The organism is Clostridium sp. JS66 (assembly GCF_033561535.1).
Taxonomy (GTDB): domain Bacteria; phylum Bacillota; class Clostridia; order Clostridiales; family Clostridiaceae; genus Clostridium_AM; species Clostridium_AM carboxidivorans.
In genome coordinates this window covers 3,832,225-3,850,034 of record NZ_CP131467.1, presented here as the reverse complement: position 1 = coordinate 3,850,034, position 17,810 = coordinate 3,832,225, and the positions used below count along the sequence as shown (strand labels likewise).

At 31.1% G+C, this 17,810-nt stretch carries 19 protein-coding genes; 14 read left to right on the top strand and 5 right to left on the bottom strand.

What is annotated here, in order from left to right; genetic code table 11:
- Window positions 1-8: 8 nt before the first annotated feature.
- A complete protein-coding gene (locus Q6H37_RS17825) occupies window positions 9-2,414 on the bottom strand; it encodes a DUF362 domain-containing protein (RefSeq protein ID WP_318734752.1) in 2,406 nt (801 codons plus the stop codon).
- A 230-nt stretch (window positions 2,415-2,644) separates the two neighbouring features.
- Here Q6H37_RS17825 and Q6H37_RS17820 point away from each other — a divergent pair, with 230 nt between their 5' ends.
- From Q6H37_RS17820 to Q6H37_RS17800, 5 genes are all read left to right on the top strand, one after another.
- Window positions 2,645-2,836, top strand: a complete 192-nt coding sequence (locus Q6H37_RS17820; RefSeq protein ID WP_318734750.1) for a hypothetical protein — start codon at window positions 2,645-2,647, stop codon at window positions 2,834-2,836.
- Window positions 2,837-3,176: 340 nt separating this feature from the next.
- Window positions 3,177-3,518, top strand: a complete 342-nt coding sequence (locus Q6H37_RS17815; protein WP_318734748.1) for a hypothetical protein — start codon at window positions 3,177-3,179, stop codon at window positions 3,516-3,518.
- 132 nt (window positions 3,519-3,650) lie between these two features.
- Window positions 3,651-3,878, top strand: a complete 228-nt coding sequence (locus Q6H37_RS17810) for a nucleotidyltransferase family protein (protein WP_318734745.1) — start codon at window positions 3,651-3,653, stop codon at window positions 3,876-3,878.
- Window positions 3,879-4,038: 160 nt separating this feature from the next.
- The gene (locus tag Q6H37_RS17805) at window positions 4,039-4,356 is read left to right on the top strand and encodes a hypothetical protein (RefSeq protein WP_318734743.1); all 318 of its coding nucleotides are present in this window, start codon (window positions 4,039-4,041) and stop codon (window positions 4,354-4,356) included.
- A gap of 222 nt (window positions 4,357-4,578) precedes the next feature.
- Window positions 4,579-4,788 (top strand): hypothetical protein, encoded by a 210-nt coding sequence (locus tag Q6H37_RS17800; protein ID WP_318734741.1) that lies wholly within the window; start codon window positions 4,579-4,581, stop codon window positions 4,786-4,788.
- 440 nt (window positions 4,789-5,228) lie between these two features.
- On the opposite strand, the gene Q6H37_RS17795 is transcribed toward Q6H37_RS17800, so the two are convergent.
- Window positions 5,229-6,473: an IS110 family transposase gene (locus tag Q6H37_RS17795; RefSeq protein WP_318734740.1), complete on the bottom strand. Its 1,245-nt coding sequence runs from the start codon at window positions 6,471-6,473 to the stop codon at window positions 5,229-5,231.
- 459 nt (window positions 6,474-6,932) lie between these two features.
- Between Q6H37_RS17795 and Q6H37_RS17790 the strand changes: the two genes are divergently transcribed.
- The 8 genes from Q6H37_RS17790 (at window position 6,933) to Q6H37_RS17755 (ending at window position 13,655) form a co-directional block, all read left to right on the top strand.
- On the top strand, window positions 6,933-7,556 hold the full coding sequence (locus Q6H37_RS17790; protein WP_318734738.1) for a MerR family transcriptional regulator: 624 nt from the start codon (window positions 6,933-6,935) through the stop codon (window positions 7,554-7,556).
- Between the two features lie 154 nt (window positions 7,557-7,710).
- Window positions 7,711-8,265, top strand: coding sequence for a DUF6431 domain-containing protein (locus tag Q6H37_RS17785; protein ID WP_318742904.1), 555 nt, complete (start codon window positions 7,711-7,713; stop codon window positions 8,263-8,265).
- 206 nt (window positions 8,266-8,471) lie between these two features.
- Window positions 8,472-9,731, top strand: a complete 1,260-nt coding sequence (locus Q6H37_RS17780) for a DDE-type integrase/transposase/recombinase (RefSeq protein WP_318734736.1) — start codon at window positions 8,472-8,474, stop codon at window positions 9,729-9,731.
- A gap of 15 nt (window positions 9,732-9,746) precedes the next feature.
- The gene (locus Q6H37_RS17775) at window positions 9,747-10,553 is read left to right on the top strand and encodes an ExeA family protein (RefSeq protein WP_318733562.1); all 807 of its coding nucleotides are present in this window, start codon (window positions 9,747-9,749) and stop codon (window positions 10,551-10,553) included.
- A 212-nt stretch (window positions 10,554-10,765) separates the two neighbouring features.
- Window positions 10,766-10,945, top strand: coding sequence for a hypothetical protein (locus Q6H37_RS17770; protein WP_412523868.1), 180 nt, complete (start codon window positions 10,766-10,768; stop codon window positions 10,943-10,945).
- A 336-nt stretch (window positions 10,946-11,281) separates the two neighbouring features.
- Window positions 11,282-11,608, top strand: a complete 327-nt coding sequence (locus Q6H37_RS17765) for an LPS biosynthesis protein (RefSeq protein ID WP_318734734.1) — start codon at window positions 11,282-11,284, stop codon at window positions 11,606-11,608.
- 428 nt (window positions 11,609-12,036) lie between these two features.
- Entirely contained in the window at window positions 12,037-13,074 is a 1,038-nt protein-coding gene (locus Q6H37_RS17760) for an epoxyqueuosine reductase (protein WP_318734731.1), read from the top strand.
- 143 nt (window positions 13,075-13,217) lie between these two features.
- Window positions 13,218-13,655 (top strand): MarR family winged helix-turn-helix transcriptional regulator, encoded by a 438-nt coding sequence (locus tag Q6H37_RS17755; protein ID WP_318734730.1) that lies wholly within the window; start codon window positions 13,218-13,220, stop codon window positions 13,653-13,655.
- 244 nt (window positions 13,656-13,899) lie between these two features.
- Here Q6H37_RS17755 and Q6H37_RS17750 read toward each other — a convergent pair whose 3' ends face one another.
- Complete coding sequence (locus Q6H37_RS17750; protein ID WP_318734727.1) at window positions 13,900-14,775, bottom strand: LysR family transcriptional regulator; 876 nt, start codon at window positions 14,773-14,775, stop codon at window positions 13,900-13,902.
- Window positions 14,776-14,902: 127 nt separating this feature from the next.
- Between Q6H37_RS17750 and Q6H37_RS17745 the strand changes: the two genes are divergently transcribed.
- The gene (locus tag Q6H37_RS17745) at window positions 14,903-15,442 is read left to right on the top strand and encodes a prolyl-tRNA synthetase associated domain-containing protein (RefSeq protein WP_318734724.1); all 540 of its coding nucleotides are present in this window, start codon (window positions 14,903-14,905) and stop codon (window positions 15,440-15,442) included.
- A gap of 46 nt (window positions 15,443-15,488) precedes the next feature.
- Here the strand turns inward: Q6H37_RS17745 and Q6H37_RS17740 are convergent, their stop codons facing one another.
- On the bottom strand, window positions 15,489-16,082 hold the full coding sequence (locus Q6H37_RS17740) for a hypothetical protein (protein WP_318734722.1): 594 nt from the start codon (window positions 16,080-16,082) through the stop codon (window positions 15,489-15,491).
- A 15-nt stretch (window positions 16,083-16,097) separates the two neighbouring features.
- Window positions 16,098-17,609 (bottom strand): tetratricopeptide repeat protein, encoded by a 1,512-nt coding sequence (locus tag Q6H37_RS17735; protein ID WP_318734720.1) that lies wholly within the window; start codon window positions 17,607-17,609, stop codon window positions 16,098-16,100.
- Between the last annotated feature and the right edge of the window lie 201 nt (window positions 17,610-17,810).

Below are 17,810 nucleotides of genomic sequence, written 5' to 3'. Positions count from 1 at the left end.
TGAGTATATCACCAAATTTGGTGAAAATGAGCAGTGAAAATCTTTTCTGGGTCATTGGTTTCTTCAACATTAGGTATTTTGAAGCCTTCCAATTTTCCAAAGTCCTTAGGTACATATAAAGTAAAGTTCAAAGGAACTGCTCCCTTAGATAAAGCTTCAAAATATCTTTTTATAGAATCAGCAGCACTTACCTTTTCGTCAACTGGTTCTAGAATTTTATCACCATATTGTATGGTACCAGAATTTATTGCCATAGGATTAGTACTTTTAGTGTACCCACCTGAATTCAAAACTTTGTCAGCATATTGAAAAGCACATCCGTATAGAGAACCAAGACTTATACTGTTAATAAACTGAGAGCCATATATAACGGCGGTAGTGTGTATATAGATAACTGTACGCCAGCTAGGCCACATTCCACGACCATACATCATTCCTTTAATGTAAATGTCTGGATAAACAGTATCTAATTGTGAGATCTTATAAGCTGTTGCGGCGTAACTTACAAGCAAAGCTTCTTTTGTGAAATCATGGCCCTTAGAATTCAAGTTTTTATTAGTGTTTTTCATTATCATAGCTGGAAAAAGGAAGTTTTTCTTGATTTCTCCATAGGCATCAATTAATAAAATATCAGCAGTATAAGAAGATATGCCGAATATTGCTGTTTCAAAGCCTCTACCTTTCTCGTCGTAATCTATTATACCGTCTTTATTTTCATCAAAGTAATCCATAAACTCCTTATAAAGGGATGTTCCCGTGAGGTTATCGCAGGCTTTTGTATAACTTAAAATGGTGAGCTGCAAATCATGGAGTATAGTGTTAGGATTATAATACAAGGTTTTTGTTATAAGTTCCAGGAAGTTTCCCTTATCTATTCTTCCAAGATGACCATTTAGTGATGCTAAAGGGCTATCTGTAGTACTGTCATAACCCAATACATAATATTTCTGCCTGCCTATTCCTCTAGCTTCGGCATAACGATATAAGTCATATCTAAATAGTGGTGAATCAAACCATGTTGACGTGGATATATTTTTTCCATCACTTATTGCAATGGGAACATGACGAACAAACTCTGTAGGCCAGTTATATTGTACTTTAAGTCTAGATGCCTGAAGCATTGGCAGTGTCTTAAAGCAGTATCTGGCACAAAAGAGATCTAAAGCTACACAGTCGAGTGAAGCAAAAACATAGCCTTCTTTAGTACTTACTGAGAGCCCATCTGGATTGTGACTTAGATTAACCATATTTATAGTATCGGTTACATGAAGTAAGAATACATTTTGATTTTGAACTGCTTTTATAACATCAGATTGAACTCCTGAAAAGCCTGCAGTTTTTGTAGCATTATATTTTCCGTTTTCATCTATGACCGGTAGATGGGTATCAGGATCCATTTCGAGAACCCAAGGAGAATGTGGCAATTTCCCTTTTAGGTTTGGATAAACTGTATTAGGAAAATCGTACTTCTGAGATGGATAAAGGCCTATACCCAGGTTCTTAATAGCATTAGTGATCAAGTCTTGAGCATGCATTTTAAGCTTTGGAACATTTATTAGAATACAACCAGGATAATCTTCTAAGTCATTTCTATCCTTTGGATCACCGCCTATTATAACTTTGCTTAGTGTAATTTCCTTGAAGACTGCCCCATCAGGAACAGGTATGGTTCTTCCTTTATTTGTAACATCCTGGATTTTATTGAGGTCATACACCATTAGCCTGTCAGATGCCTTACCTGGAGGTATGAAGTTTCCAGCAATGCTATCCTCGTAGCCCTTCATAGGATCATCCTTATGTGAAGCTTCGTGGCGATCTGATAAGTATTTTCTAACAAAATAGAAGCCCCAGCCACTATAGAAATCACCACTTCGACCTTCAAAGACAGCCTCTGTTGTAATATTTTTACCTGAGGCTTTACTATACAGAGTTGCCAGCATAAAGGTACCAGAGGAAGCTTCACCTAATGACATTTCATAATAGCTTATTTTTAGTTTATCATGGAACCATCTCATTAATGCAGCTACTAAAACCCATTCAGTAAGAATAGGATTTCCAGCTGCTGCTCCGTGTGTTTTTTCATCTATGTTGTGTGGAAATACAAGATTTGGTTTGAATAGCAACTTCTTCCTAAGGCTTAATTCTGATTTCACTTTGTTTCCAAAGGAAGTTTCCTTATTAAGTCCTGATAAGGCATAATCCAAATTATAATAGATATAGTCTATTTTATTTGTTATGTTATTCCATGCAGTATTGTCTTTTTCGTTGATGAATTTTTGTAGCAAATAGGGTATTCCATCATAGGCCTTTGATGGGTCCATTCTAACCCCAGAGATTGCTGATCCACTACAGTCTACATTCTTTTTTCCAATCGGTGAATTTACAATGGACAATTTAGAATATTCTTTGGGCATTTTTTATTAACCTTTCCAAATTGATTTCATAACTATATTTTATTACTATAAATTGATGAATATTCATTCTATTACAGTTACAGCACTTCCTGAAATGTTTTTTGAAAATCGAATAATGTGGTATCAAAAGACATGTACATCTTATGTAAGTAATTATGTTGAATATATGTTATAATTTTCATAGAAATTATTTGAAACTATATCATATTTGCAAAGGGAGGAAAATATAAATGACAGATACTATAGCAATCATAGGAATAATAGCGGGTAGTATTATTTTGATTTGTGGAAAGAAAAAAGGGAACTCCAACATTTTTAAACTAATAGGAAGATTAGTAATTTTAATATCATTAGGAATTGTTGCACCTGATTTTATAGAAGGTTTTAAAGAAGGTTTTAAAAATGCTATTGCATCTTTATAGGCGCTAATACATAATGTTTTTATTTAATATAGTTAATAAGGAATAGTATTCTTCCTCGAACAGCACTTTATCAAGTTTTGCAGCAACTTCCATTGAGTAAGGAGTTAGCTTTATAAATTGTAGAAAAAAGTTTTCTACAGGATTTGCAAGAAGTAATAAAAAATCTTCAAAAAATGAAGGAAAGTCAGTTTTTTTAGAAGTTGGCTTAAATTGTAAAATGAAGAGGAGAAATAATTAGTGAAAACTCTTATTTTTAATGGTTCACCTAGGAAAAATGGTGATACTATTGCTTTAATAAATGAATTTGTTAGATACATAGAAGGTGAATATAAAATTATACATGCGTACTACTGTAAGATTCAACCTTGTGTTGATTGTAGATATTGTTGGGAAAATGCAGGATGCTGTATTAACGATGAAATGCAGGAGGTTTATAAATACATTCAGAAATGTGAAGTCCATTCAAAAGGAAAAAAGGGGAGGAGTAATAATTGTTGGCGGTGGAGATGGAAATATTGAAAATGCATATACTACAGCATGTACAATTTTGTATCACATGAATTCAAGAGATGTTGCTCCAGTTGTTTATAGTCATAATATAAATAATATACCTGCTAAAGATGATTTAAAGGCAATGATGGAAACAAGAAGATTGGCATTGCTTTTTAATAATAAGGCATAGGTGTAAATGTTCAAAAGTAATAAAGTGTATTTTTTTAATGCATATTTAATAGTATTACATATGTTCTATAATTTTTATATATTTAATTTTAGATTGTAAATCAAGATTAAGCTTAAGGTGGGAAAATATTAAATGATAAACGGCTATAATTTAGATATTTGTACACAGGTTCAAGTACTAGAAAATATTATTATGTCAAATAAAATTATAAATATAGTAATTGAACGAGCCAAACAGTTAGGCATAGATAATTACTATATAGGTGCTGGTTGTATTGCGCAAACGGTTTGGAATTATCTTTCTAACTATCAATTACAGTATGGTATAAAGGATATTGATTTTGATGATACAAATTTATGATAATAAGGTATCAAGTTGGTTAAATAAATGGCCAGACTTAAAAATTATTGCATGGGAAAATTAGTTTGTTACACATTTTTTATATACTAATTGTAAAATTACAATAATTAAGTACTAGCAAGTAATTGTATAGTTATTTCAAAGAACAGGGGAGAGATTTATGAGTTACAATTTACATATAGCCCGAGAGGATTATAAAAATAATCCAATAACTTATGAGGAAGTAGTTAATTTGGTGAATGCACATTCAGAATTGAAGTTAAGAAATGAAATGGAAATTAAAACTCCAGTTGGCGGTATAATAACAATTCCAGGTAAGTATATATTTTGGAGAAAAAAAGAGTTTGATATTTGGATGGAATATCGTAATGGAAAAATAAATTCAAGTTATGTTAATGATGATAATATAAAAAAGTTAAAAGAAATGGCACATGAGTTAAAAGCTAAAGTTTTAGGAGATGAAGGAGAAGAATATTAATATGCTAAATGTTATTCAATATTCGACTTTTAATACTAATATACAAAGATAAATATGTAGATTTATAATACAAAATTTATATGAAATAAATTTGCATGTAAGAGGATATTTAGGAAAATAATTGAGTTAAATTGTAATTGTAATACTAATGTTAGAAATTAATGAACTATTCTGTGGAAATTCAAATGATATATTCTTATATCTAAATTGGAGGACAAGCAAATGATCATAATTTTAATATTTATATTCATACTTATTCTTGGAGTTGTGTTCCCTGTAATAGGGAGAATTTTTCTAGTCTTGATGATGTTATTTGATGAAAGTTGCATTGTATCTCCTGAGGAATTTTCTGATAAAAAGATAAGACAAGTATGTTTATTTTTAACACTTGTCTTTGTTATAATGTTAATATTTTTGGTTATACATGGATAGTTGTTTTAACATGGACTTGTGTTTCCTATGGGTATGGATATAAGGAACATATTAGATATGTATTATTCAGCCTTTTTATTTGAAAATGAATGGGAGGATAAATAAATGAATAGAAAAAGAAATCTACCAAGTGGAAAGAGGAGTGTATAAAAGAGTCACCTAAAACTAAAGATAGACTACATTGAAAAGTTTTTTTATTGGTTATTTTAAATGTTGTTTCATATCTATGTATATTACAGAAGTACCAAAATGGACCTACTTAATTTTTCTAAAATTTGATGCAATACTGAGCGCAGGAGTTTTTGGTATTTTTGCTAAAACTCCTGGTAAGGAATAAGGTTGAAAATAAAAGTATGAACTGTCACTAGTGTAAAATTGCATAGCAAACAAGCCATCATTTGATGACTTAAAAAAATTAAATATAGATGAGAACAATAAGTTTAGGTAGCTGACTTGATTTTATAACCTTGGAACTGTGCCATTAAAATAGCTTGCTCCACTGTGATTTCGCGTTCAACAGGAATAGCATCTGCTTTTTTATAAAGTTCAGCATTATAAGTTTCTTTATTTTTTAACATATTGTATAATGCTGTTAGAAGCATTCTTGCTATTGCAATGATTGCCTTCTTGTGACCGCGGCGTTTCCTTAAGCGGAGGTAGCGATTGCGGATTTCTGGATGCTTTTCACTTTTAACCACAGAAGTAGCACATTGTACTAAAAGTGGCTTAATGTAGCATCCAGCTTTGGAAACCCGGACAGATTTTTTCTTCCCTGCACTTTCATTGTTGGTAGGTGTTAGACCTGACCATGAGCATAAGTGTTTCGCCGAAGGAAAAGCCTCCATTTTGACACCAATCTCTGAAATGACAGTGATTGCAGAGAACGGATTTTTAAATGATGGAGCAGTTAGAATTAGGTCGAGTTCTTGTTGATAGGGACTGGCGAGCGCAAGAATCAGTTCTTCTAGCTCTGCTTTCCGGGATTCCAAATCCTCAAAATGTTTCTTTATAATCTTTAATTTACCAGCCTGTTCAGTAGAAATAAATCCATCAACGGCGAGCTCTATCTCAGGAATTTTGTTCCTCATAGAGCCATGAATTAAAGGTTTAATATCAAAGGAAGTATCCAAAGGATTTTCAAGAATCTTGTCTAAAATTCTTTTTGAACTTTTACCAAAAGTGTCCGAAACAACGTTTCCCAATTGGATATTAGAAACCGTGAGACAATTTTGAAGACGATTCTTCTCACTAGACATAAAGCAGGTTAGTTTGTAACGATAGCGCATAAGGTCACGAAGCTGACGAATGTCAGTAGGAGGCATAAAGCTACCGACAACAAGATCATGCTTAAACAGGTCAGCAATCCATTTCGCATCTTTCTTGTCAGTTTTTTTACCACGAATAGCCTTAACATATTTAGGATGTGCCAATACAATGGAACAACCTTTCTCTAAGATGTTGTACACAGGAATCCAATATTTACCTGTGGATTCCATACAAACATCCTTACAATTTGAATCAAGCAGCCATTGTAACAGCTCTTTCAAACCATTCGTGTAGGTAGAAAAGCGATGGCTCTTGTAGGTGGTAACACCTTTAGAATTAGTGGTTGCAATACAAGCAACTACAAAAGTATTGTGGACATCAATGCCACAACAGATTTTGTACACGATTTTTAAAGCCATAGGGACTCCTTTCTGAACTAAGAAGTTCTAAAAAAATTATAGGGAGAAACAGCATTGACTGACAGCCTAGCATTTAAACGAGATTGTTTAAACAAAGATAAGGTTACGTGCTCAAGGCACACTTATTTGTGCTTGAAAAGACAATCTACACATATAATTATTCGGTCATCTGACAAGTCAGACAGCCCACTCACCGTCCCGTGATTTGTAGTATACTGAAAATCCCTATGACTTAATAATAAAATATAAACTCACTCAAAGCCAACACTTTTCATTACGTTTTGTGCCTTGAGCGAAGTGAAAGGAATGGATATAATTATGAAAAGAAACTTTTGCTTGATGGCTATGGTGAATATAAAAAAGAACATATAAATAAATGGAAAAGAGATAAAAGATTTTGAAATAACCTTGACTCTTACCTTGGAGGAGGGCTTATGATTATTCATGAGGTGAGGAATTATGCTATATACGGTGAAAAAAGTTTCAGAGTTAACAGGAGTTACTATAAAAACATTACACCATTATCACAAAATAGGATTGCTGCAACCCTGTGAGATAACAGATGCTGGTTATCGCCTCTATGGGACAAAGGAACTTGAACGTTTACAGCAAATACTGTTCTACCGTGAGCTGGATTTTTCACTGAATGATATAAAAAAAGCACTTGAGGATGAACCGAATCGATTAGAGTGCTTAGATAAACAACAGAAACTGCTATTTGCGCGCAAGCAGAGGCTTGATTGTTTGCTAAAAACTATAAATGAGTCGATTGTTCTTGGTAGGAAAGGGGAAGTTATGGATAAAGCTATAATGTTTAAAGGATTTAATAAAGAAGAGTGGAATGATGCACTTTCGGAGCAGAGTAAATATATTAAAGATAAATATGGCTATAATATGTTAGAGGTACAGGAAGCTCAAGTTGATAATATGAATGAACAGGCTATAGAAGCACAAAAATTTATCAATTGTATAAAAGATGGTCTTAACAGTGGATGGAAAGCTAATGATGAGAGGATACAACAAGTATTGAAAAATCATATCACATTTTTAGATAAACTGTTATTAAGCAATTTATTTGCTTAATAACAGGTTCAAAAAAAGTAAATTATAATAGCCTTTCTTTTTACGTCAGATTAAATAATCTGACACAAAAAGAATAAGATTATTTAATCTGACTATAATTTAAAAATATAAAAAAATTTTATAGGACTGAAAAAAAGTGATAGAAATAATAAAGATGCCTTACGGCATAAGAAAATATAATAAGCTTAATAAGTATAATAGGTTTCCCATAAAATATGGATGCGAAGCATGCGGATATGAAGGAAAACTATATAGACATGGATTCTACTATAGAAATTTGATTACATTTAACAAAGCTTATAGAGTAGTTATCATTAGATATAGGTGCAAATCATGCCATAAGACGTACTCTCTTATTCCAAGTTTCATAATACCTTATAGACAATACACCTATCATGTTATATTAACTTGCCTTATTATTATGTTTAAATTTAATTACTCATTTAGCAAAATTATTAAGTTTGTTAACTCTATAAATTGTATGTTATCCATAAACAAAACTCATTTATCATTTTGGAAAAGCAGACTAATAACTTCTTTAACGGCTATTCGCCTATTTTTTGCACAACTTAAAATATTTTGCCCTGATACCAAAAATGTTTTTCCATCCAATTTACTTACAATGATTACTGATTTTTCACGTTTAAGATATGATTTTAATTTAAGATTTTTCTTAGATATGCCTAAATATTTTTTCTGTAAACCTTAATTACAGAAGCTTTAGTTTTTTTGCCCTTTATCAAATTAAACACTTCTTATTTTTTTAATGCTTATTTACTTAAAACTTGTCTCAACTTTTAAATTTTATTTTGAAGTTCTTATATTTTTCCACACAACTTTTAACGGTTAAGGCTGATTATTGAGGTACATAATTAAAAATGAAAATAAACTCAAAGTTGAAGGAGGCATTTAATTATGATATCTCATGAATTAAGCCAAAAAATAGCTCTGTTTAGATACTCTCTAATTGCACCTATAATCACTAATACTTTTACTCAATCTTCTGTTAAAGAATATTTATCAGAAATTGCTGCTAAATCTTATACTATGCCTAACGGCGGAAGAAAAGAGTATTCTCCGGCTACAATTAAAGGTTGGTTAACCTTATATAGGAAACATGGTATAGACGGTTTATATCCTAAAACAAGAGATGACAAAGGTTGTTCAAGAAAAATTTCGCAAGAAACAAAGCAGTTCATTATAAACTGCAAAATTAATTCCCCCAAAAAAACTGCTAAACATATATATCATGAAGTTATTGCCAAAGGATTTGAAAATGAAAACAATATATCTCTTTCTACAATAACTAGATTCATAAAACAGGCTAATATAGCACCTCAAAAGCTGGCGCCTCAAGATAGAAGAGCCTTTGAATTTGAATATGCGAATGAATGTTGGCAGTCTGATGTATCTGTTGGACCTTATCTCACTATTCAAGGCAGAAAATATAAAACTTATATTATAGCTTTCCTTGATGATGCTAGTAGGCTTATTGTTGGATGTAAAGTATTTTTTAAAGATGATTTATTGTCTCTTATGGCTGTTTTTAAAGATGCGGTAGCATCTAAAGGTATTCCTAAAAAAGTTTTTGTTGATAACGGAAAGATATATAAAAGTGAACAGTTTCAACTTATATGTGCTTCACTTGGGTCTATTTTAAGCTTTGCTAGGCCATATTCTCCTCAATCGAAAGGTAAAATTGAAAGGTGGTTTCAAACAATGCAAAAACAATGGATGAATTCAATAAACTGGGGTGATTTTAAGTCAATAGACATTTTGAATGAATCTCTATTGACTTATGTTAATCACTATAACAAAACCTTTCATTCATCAATAAATTCTACACCCTTTGATAAATATATGAATAATATTGAAAATTTAAGGTTTGTTTCCTCTAAAAGTGAACTTGATCATTTATTTTTATATAAAGTTCAACGTACTGTTAAAAATGACTCCACAGTATCCATAGGAACTAAATTATTTGAAGTTCCATTAAAGTATGTAAGAGAAAAAATAAATATTCGTTATGATCCTACTTCACTTGATAAAGCATACATCTTCTCTGAAGATGCTAAGCTTACAGATACTATTTTCCCACTAAAAAAAATTGATAACTCAAAGGTTAGAAGATCTAATAATGATTCTGTTGATTTTTCTGCCTTTAAAGCTAACTAACCGGAGGTTGATATTATGTATAAAACTTTTTATGGGTTAACCTTTGACCCATTTGATAAAAATATTGATTTAACACACAGCTTTAAATTCCAAGACTTTAATCACGCATTAAGCAGATTAGAATTTTTAAAATCTGTTTTGGGCATTGGTGTACTTACTGGTGAACCCGGAGTAGGTAAGTCTTTCCTACTCCGTTATTTTGTAAATTCACTCAACCCCAATTTATATAAATGTATATATATTCCTATTTCGACCTTAACGGTCATGGATTTTTACAGAGCTCTTTGTGATGGTCTTGGAATAATTCCTGCCTGTAAAAAAGTTACTATGTTTAAACAAATACAGGAAGCTATATACACTTATAGTCATAGTAAAAATATAACCCCAGTCATTATATTAGATGAATGTCAGTTTTTAAGCAATTCCATCCTTGATGATTTAAGAATTATATTTAACTTTAATATGGATTCAAAGAATTATGCTATGCTAATTCTTTCAGGTCAACCTAACTTTTTACTTCAACTCAGCAGACAAATTCATGAAGCGCTGCGCCAGCGAATTTTAATGAATTATTGCTTACGAGGGCTAACGCCAGAAGAATGTAAACCCTACATAATTTCAATGCTTAAAGCCGCAGGCTGCATAGAACCTATTTTTACTGATGATGCATTTGAACTTATGTATTCAACCACAAATGGCTCTATAAGACCTTTAAATTCTCTAACGAGAATGTGTCTTATTTCTGGTGCTAATCAAAAACTTTCCTCTATTAATGCTGAAATAGTTTATAAAGCTCAAAGCGAAATTGACCTTACAATTTAATTTTAAACACTGCTTACTTGGCAGTGTTTTTTTATACCTATATTAATTGTCTAATTTTCATATTTTATACATTGTGGATATTGTGAAGAAAGGTTGATTTAATTTGACTTTTTACATATTTTTTTCTATCGTAAGATTATTTAATCTGCATTTTTACCATATTATTACTTAATTTAGGTTGAAATAATTTGACTTTGAATAGCTTAAATAATTTGACGCGTAACAATAAACATGGACATAATACTGATGCAAAGTCATTTGCAGCTCAAACAAAGTTTTTTATAGATGATGATTTTCATAGAAGTATGCTTGAAAATCATCAGGTTGGACTTTCTTACTATCTTTATACGGTTGCAGATATGTATGCAGCCGTAAATAAAGATTATAAGTAACATTTTAAAAATTATATAAGTATTTCATAAAGAGGTGAGTATATAACTTGCCTCTTATCTTTTTTAATTAAAAAGTAATAATGTTCTTTGCTACGAAAATAGAATGGATGCCAATTGAATTACTATTTTTATTGGCAGCTATAAAATAAGTCAGACTCGTTGAAAAATGAATATTGCAATGGATAAATTATATAAAAGTCCTATTTAACATATGACATCACTTCTATTGAATGATATAATTTAGAAGTAATTCAAAAAGAATAATAAATCAGTTATACATATGAAATATTTAAAGCAACATAGTAAATAGTAATTTTGAAGGGAGAATATTTTATTATGATTATTGATAACAATCCAAAGGAATTAGAAGCAATGAAGGCATTCCATCGCGGTGACAGAAAAGAAGGATTGAGACTTCAGGAAGAGTTTGCTTCGGAATTTCGTGAAGAATATAAAGATAAGGATCATTGTTCATGTAAAAAAGCATGTCGTTATCACGGAAATTGTAAAGAATGTGTGGCAATTCATAGAGCACATCAGGAACATGTACCAAATTGCATGAGATTATTAATAAATAAGAAAATAAGAATATTATCTGAACTTACTGAACATACAATTGCAAATGAAATCGAGGCACCTAAAGAGATTTTGAGAAAAGAATAAACTTAGATGACTGCAGAATTGACAATTGAAGGATGAGTTGAATATGTAATAGCAGAATACCTTTGATTTTTAGAGAATAGTTCCATTTGTATTATTTTTAGAATGAATTTTCACATAAAATACAATGTTGACATTTCTTATATAATCCAATATTATATGTATATGCATATAATATTGGATTATATTTAAATTAATTAATGTTACAATAATTAAATTTGATGGTAGATAACTTTAATAATTTATATGTAGATACATATAAATGAGGAGGAGGAAAATGAAAACTTTATTTGATGAAAAACAAATTGGCGAGGGAAGTTGATCTTCATGTGACAACAAATTCTGAAGATTTGGTAGGAAGATATGTATATTTCATAAAAATAAAAAAGCAGTTTTAGGAACAACTGTTTAAAAAGAGGAGAGAGAAGATTATGATTACAATAGAGCAAAGGATTCAGGAGAAGGCCTATGAATTAGGCTATGAAAAATGCGGAATTATTCCAATTAGTTTTATGGAGGGTTATGGTGAAAAGGTTGAAAAGCGAATTCAAAAGGTTCCAAAGTCAGGACCATTTTACCAAAGACAGAGGCGATTAATTAATCCACTAGAAGAATATCCATGGGCAAAATCTATTGTAGTAGTTGCAGCTAGATATGGTAAATATAAAGTTCCAGAGTCTGTAAGAAATCATATAGGAAAGTCCTACTTGTTCGATATACGTGTGGATGCTAATACGAAAGAATATCAGAGCAGCAAGGCAATGGATAAATATATGCAAGAACTAGGGCTTCAGGTTGCTACTAACCAAAAGTTTGGAGTTGTAGGACTGCGCTGGGCAGCTTTGCAAGCTGGAATTGGAATTGTAAGAAGAAATAATTTCCTTTATACAGAGTCTGGGTCATGGGTTCATCTGGAAGCATGGTTGACAGATAGAGAAATGGAGTTAAAGGAGATGTCGACTGTTCAACAGTGTCCAAAGAATTGTGGTGCTTGTGTGGCAGCGTGTCCAACTAAATCCCTATCTGCTCCTTATACTATGTCACCTACTGACTGTATTTCTTTTTTAACAACCTTTGGGGGGCGTAGTTTACCACAGGAACCTTTAAGGAAGAGTTTTGGACAATGTATTTACGGATGTGATATTTGTCAGGATGTATGTCCAATGAATAAAGACAAATGGCAGGAGGTTGAAGAATTTCCTGGATTGTCAGAACTGGCTCTTTCTTTAACACCAGAAAATATCATGGATATGGAAGAAAGCTTTTATAGGGAAAAGGTTCATCCAAAGTTTTTTTATTTATCATCAGATGAGCTTTGGAAATGGAAGATTGACGTTTTGTGTTTTATGGGTAACAATTATAAAGATAGTTATAAACCTTATATTATGAGAGCTTGCAAAAATGAAAATGAAAAAATTCGTGAAATGGCTTATTCAATTCGCAGAGAGTTATTTGACTGTGTTAAGTAAAGCAGCTTAAGAGATCTATATGTAAATTATGATGTCACCCATTTAATAGCTGAGTAGCAAGGCATTGGTTTATGTTGCCTTGACAGCAGAAACAGCTATAGAGTATTATATGCATATACATATAGATGGGAGGTAGTTTAGATTTGGTTATTAGAAGCAGCAAAGAACACCTAAAAGATTGTGCATGTAAAAATTTGAGGATGACAACAAGAGTGGTAACGCAGTATTTTGATAAAGCCTTCCAACCTGTGGGTTTACGTGCCACTCAATTTGCCCTGTTAGCGGATATTTCTTCACGTGAAAGTAGAACGGTGGGTGAGTTAGCGGATATTTTTTTGATGGATCAAACAACTGTAACACGAAATGTCGAAATATTAAAGAAAAAAGGGTATGTTGATGTAAGACAAGGAGAAGATGATTCACGAAAGAGATATATATCTATAACTGAGAGTGGGCTTGCAAAACTTAGAGAAGCTATACCATTATGGAATAATGCTCAACTCGTTATAGAACAGGGAGTTGGTGAGGAAAAGTTCAGAGAATTTTTAGATACCTTATCTTATATACAAAAGCTTATTTAGCTAGATAAATCTAATTAGATATATTGCTTCTTCCTGTTGGTAGGGGATTTACAATAGATGGATTTGATGCAGTTAATGTAATGAAGTAGTTAAACCCTTGACGGAAGTGTCAAGGGTTTTGTGATGTAGTTTGCTACCTAAGAACCAGCCCTTTCAAAGCATTCATAAAGATTGTACCATTCACACTAGTAGCAGATACTTAAGAGAAGAAGTAGGTTGATATCAATGGCCTTGAGGTAAAAATTTACTTTTTCTTTCTATATTGCAAGTATTCTAAAAATCGCTTGGTTGCAAGAGAAATTGATTTTTGATCTCTCATAGCAACACCAATATTCCTAAAGCAAGGAATCTCAAGTTCTTTCACTACAATTTGATAAGGAATACGCTGCAAGATCAATTCGGGTAATATACTGATTCCAAGACCATTTTCTACCATGGACATGATGGCATAGTCATCCCATGTTGTAAAATGAACTTTAGGGGAAATATTATATCGCTCAAATATCTCTGAAACCTCTGCTTTTGCACCTTTTTCCAAGAGCATAAAAGGATAATCACATAATGCCTCTATTGGAAAGTATTTTAAATCTGCAAGCGGATGATTCTGGGGTAAAACCACAAGTAGTTTATCCTTTTCTAAAAAAATTGTTTCAAACTCTGGAAGTGTAGGAAGCCGAAGAAAGCCACAATCTACACGTCCTTCTAAAATCCAGTTTTCTATTTCTATATAGTCCCCCAATAGCAACTCATAATCAATATTAGGATAATCCTTTTGAAATTCTTTAATGATATTTGGAAGCCAATGAGTAGCTACACTTGAAAAAGTACCTATTCGAATAAGTCCAGATTGCAATCCATTCAATTCTTCAACTTGTGTTTGTAATTTTTGATATTCATTACATACATTTTTAGCAAGTGGTAATAATTTCAAACCGTCGGAAGTTAATCGTACACCAGAGCGTCCACGTTCAAGAATTGATACACCCCATTCTTTTTCTAAATCATTAATCATACGGCTAATACCAGACTGAGAATAGTTTAAAATCTCTGCGGTCTTTGTGAAACTCCCATATTCAATTGTCTTAACAAATGCCATATATTTTTGAATGTTCATATCCATAACTATGTTCACCTCATATATATCTGATTTTATCATCTTTATTATGATTAATATTCGCTTTTGTAATTTATAAAGTTATGATAAACTATGCCCATAGAGTTTTCAAGAGAAAGGAATGAAATAAACAATGTTTTTTGTAAGTGATATTTATACAACATCACCAGACAAGTTTAATACCCCATTACAAAAGGAAACATATAGAGTATTACAAAACTTGAATATTCCATTTAAACGTGTTGATACAGATGAAGCAATTACCATGGAAGATTGTGTTCAGATTAATAAAAAGTTAGATATGAAGATGGTAAAAACTCTGTTTCTTTGTAATCGACAGCAAACAGCTTTTTATCTCTTCATTACCACAGGCGATAAACCGTTTAAGTCAAAGAATTTCAGCAATGCGCTTGGAATAGCTCGCGTTTCATTTGCTCCTGCAGATTTAATGGAAAGGATGCTGGGAGCTAAAATTGGAGCAGCAACTGTTTTCAGTGCCATACTTGACAAAAATAATGATGTACAAATTATTTTTGACAAAGATGTTGTGGCTGAAGAATGGTATGGGTGTAGTGATGGTACAACTACTGGTTATATGAAGCTTAGAACAACACAAATCATTAACGATTTTTTGCCATTTGTGGAGCATACACCATCTATTATTGAGGTGTAATATAGGGTCACGTAAACAAATTGTTAACAATTTATTTTGATGTTATTTACCATGTTTCTTCCTTAATTTTAGTTATATTAAGAACTCTTTTAGTATGGGGCAGATAATAAATTGTTACCTTTTGATTTTTCTTTAGTAAAGTTTCACTATCATTCCTATGCTGAAAAGTAAAAGTATTTTTATCTGTAACAACTGTAGTCATAGGAATTCTCCTTGTACCAGACTTGCTGTGAGTGACTTTTATCCAGCTGTATTTGTCTTTAACAATTTCGTTATCTACAATTGGATTTCTATTAATAGCCCTAGGCAAATCTAATATCTTACTTGTGAAAGATGAAATATCAGATACTAAGACCCATAAAAAAAATCCTCCAATAACTGCGGACGTTACACAAGACAATAATTTCTTATAATTAAAGTTAGCTCTGCACTTTTTTATTTCTGATACAAACCCTATGCATATTATTGATAAAGCAAAAATAAAAATAATTCCACAAATAAAATCAATAAATAAATCAATAAAAAAACTAGTGTATAAAGAATAATTAGGAGTTATGCTTTTTATAAATAAGAAATTAGCATATAAAATTATACTAAATAATATTATGTAAGCAGTAATCTTTTTCATTTTTAAAGCCATTTCAATCACCTACAGTTAAATTTTCTTTCTTGTTTTATAGTTATTAAAATTCTTATTTTCATCAATAAATTTTTGAGCCTTGTCCATTTTTATTTTTAAAAATTGTGAATTAGCCTTTTTATATGTATATAAAGCCTTTTCATATTCTTTCGTACACATATAGTTGTCACCTAAGACCTCTAATACTTTTTCTCTATCAGATTTATTATCCTCTGGTAAATGATCTAAAGCCTTATTAAAATCTTCAATGGCTTTACCATAATTGCACAATTTGTAATAACATAGTCCTCTATAATAAAAGGGTTCATAGCTATCAGGAACAAAGACTTCTACTGTTGTAGATAAACTTTTTATCCCAGCTTCATAAAATTTTTGATTATACCAGTCTTTTCCTATAGTTAAATAATATTTATAATCTTTAGGTACATAAGTATCCGCCATGTTTTTTAGCTTTTCATATTTCTCTTTCTCTTTTTCTGTATTCTCTATTCCATACTGTGAATTTTTTTTAGAAGTTGCCATACTTTTATACTGATTTATGGCTGAATCATAATCTCCTAAAGCTTCATAGTTTTCTGCAATTTCAATTCTAAATGCATCTGCATATCCTTCATCAAGGCCCTTTGCTAAAGCTAATTCTCTAACCTTCATCAAATCATCTATTGCCTTTTTATATTGTCCCAATTCTCTATAACAAGCTGCTCTACTAGCATATATTGCCCAAGGATAAGGTGTGTTTCTATTCATTAATTCAATTGCTTTAGAATAATAGCTCATTGCTTTATCATACTCATTATTTTTGCAATATATAGAAGCTATTGTAGAATACTCATCATACATATTTTCTTTATTTGATTCCATATTTAATTTATTTTCCTTAATTTTAGTTGCATTTTGGACTCCCACTGAGTAGTTAGTAGATACATATCCCAGCATAGTATTCGTATTAGGAAGATACTGTACATTAACTACATAACCTAATTTTTCATTGCAACCAGTGGAATAGTACTTATTATATGGTACGTTTAAGGACAAGGTTTCGGTTTCAAAAATAGGTTTACTAATGTTTTTATTCAAAGATTCAAAATAACTTTTTTGCTTTTCTGTAATTATAGTGGTAAAAATACATATTTCTGTTTTTGATAAAGGTTTATTCTGAATAACATATTTTAAATCCTTAAACCCTTCAACATAATTCCTCAATGTATCCTTAAATAAATTACTTAGAAAACATATAGGCATAATCATTAACATTAAAAATATAAGTCCCCTAATAAATTTTTTAATTCTACTGCCTTTACCACATATAATTGTTTCTTTTAAAATAACCTCAACTGCCCATAATACACTGATTATTATTATGAAATTGTAGGTCTTTTTTATCATAGTATTATAAAAATCATCATATAAACCTTGAGTATTAACATGTTTTAGTATAATAAAAGTCACAGCTAATATAATTAGTATAATTAAAATTGAAATAGTTATTTTTTGTATTACATTTTTAGTAGTCTTATTTCTTGCCACTGATATTTCTCCTCTTAAATGTTAATCTTATTTTTTGAACTTTATTATATATTATATTGCACCTTATTATATTTTTTTGTCAATAGTAAATTCGCTGCAACCATAAGTATCCTCAGTAGACGTAAACAAATTGTTAATAACTTGTTTTGCTATTATTTTAAGATAATAGGTAATTTGATTTGCAAACATCTGAACTATATC

Excerpts from the sequence above, each read along its gene's own strand:
- Q6H37_RS17815 (WP_318734748.1), top strand. The coding sequence starts at position 3,177 with ATGCGTACTACTGTAAGATTCAACCTTGTGTTGATTGTAGATATTGTT.
- Q6H37_RS17795 (WP_318734740.1), bottom strand. The coding sequence starts at position 6,473 with ATGGCTTTAAAAATCGTGTACAAAATCTGTTGTGGCATTGATGTCCAC.
- Q6H37_RS17745 (WP_318734724.1), top strand. The coding sequence starts at position 14,903 with ATGTTTTTTGTAAGTGATATTTATACAACATCACCAGACAAGTTTAAT.
- Q6H37_RS17805 (WP_318734743.1), top strand. The coding sequence starts at position 4,039 with ATGAGTTACAATTTACATATAGCCCGAGAGGATTATAAAAATAATCCA.
- Q6H37_RS17810 (WP_318734745.1), top strand. The coding sequence starts at position 3,651 with ATGATAAACGGCTATAATTTAGATATTTGTACACAGGTTCAAGTACTA.
- Q6H37_RS17775 (WP_318733562.1), top strand. The coding sequence starts at position 9,747 with ATGTATAAAACTTTTTATGGGTTAACCTTTGACCCATTTGATAAAAAT.
- Q6H37_RS17820 (WP_318734750.1), top strand. The coding sequence starts at position 2,645 with ATGACAGATACTATAGCAATCATAGGAATAATAGCGGGTAGTATTATT.
- Q6H37_RS17760 (WP_318734731.1), top strand. The coding sequence starts at position 12,037 with ATGATTACAATAGAGCAAAGGATTCAGGAGAAGGCCTATGAATTAGGC.
- Q6H37_RS17785 (WP_318742904.1), top strand. The coding sequence starts at position 7,711 with ATGCCTTACGGCATAAGAAAATATAATAAGCTTAATAAGTATAATAGG.
- Q6H37_RS17750 (WP_318734727.1), bottom strand. The coding sequence starts at position 14,775 with ATGGATATGAACATTCAAAAATATATGGCATTTGTTAAGACAATTGAA.
- Q6H37_RS17800 (WP_318734741.1), top strand. The coding sequence starts at position 4,579 with ATGATCATAATTTTAATATTTATATTCATACTTATTCTTGGAGTTGTG.
- Q6H37_RS17765 (WP_318734734.1), top strand. The coding sequence starts at position 11,282 with ATGATTATTGATAACAATCCAAAGGAATTAGAAGCAATGAAGGCATTC.
- Q6H37_RS17825 (WP_318734752.1), bottom strand. The coding sequence starts at position 2,414 with ATGCCCAAAGAATATTCTAAATTGTCCATTGTAAATTCACCGATTGGA.
- Q6H37_RS17780 (WP_318734736.1), top strand. The coding sequence starts at position 8,472 with ATGATATCTCATGAATTAAGCCAAAAAATAGCTCTGTTTAGATACTCT.
- Q6H37_RS17790 (WP_318734738.1), top strand. The coding sequence starts at position 6,933 with ATGCTATATACGGTGAAAAAAGTTTCAGAGTTAACAGGAGTTACTATA.
- Q6H37_RS17740 (WP_318734722.1), bottom strand. The coding sequence starts at position 16,082 with ATGGCTTTAAAAATGAAAAAGATTACTGCTTACATAATATTATTTAGT.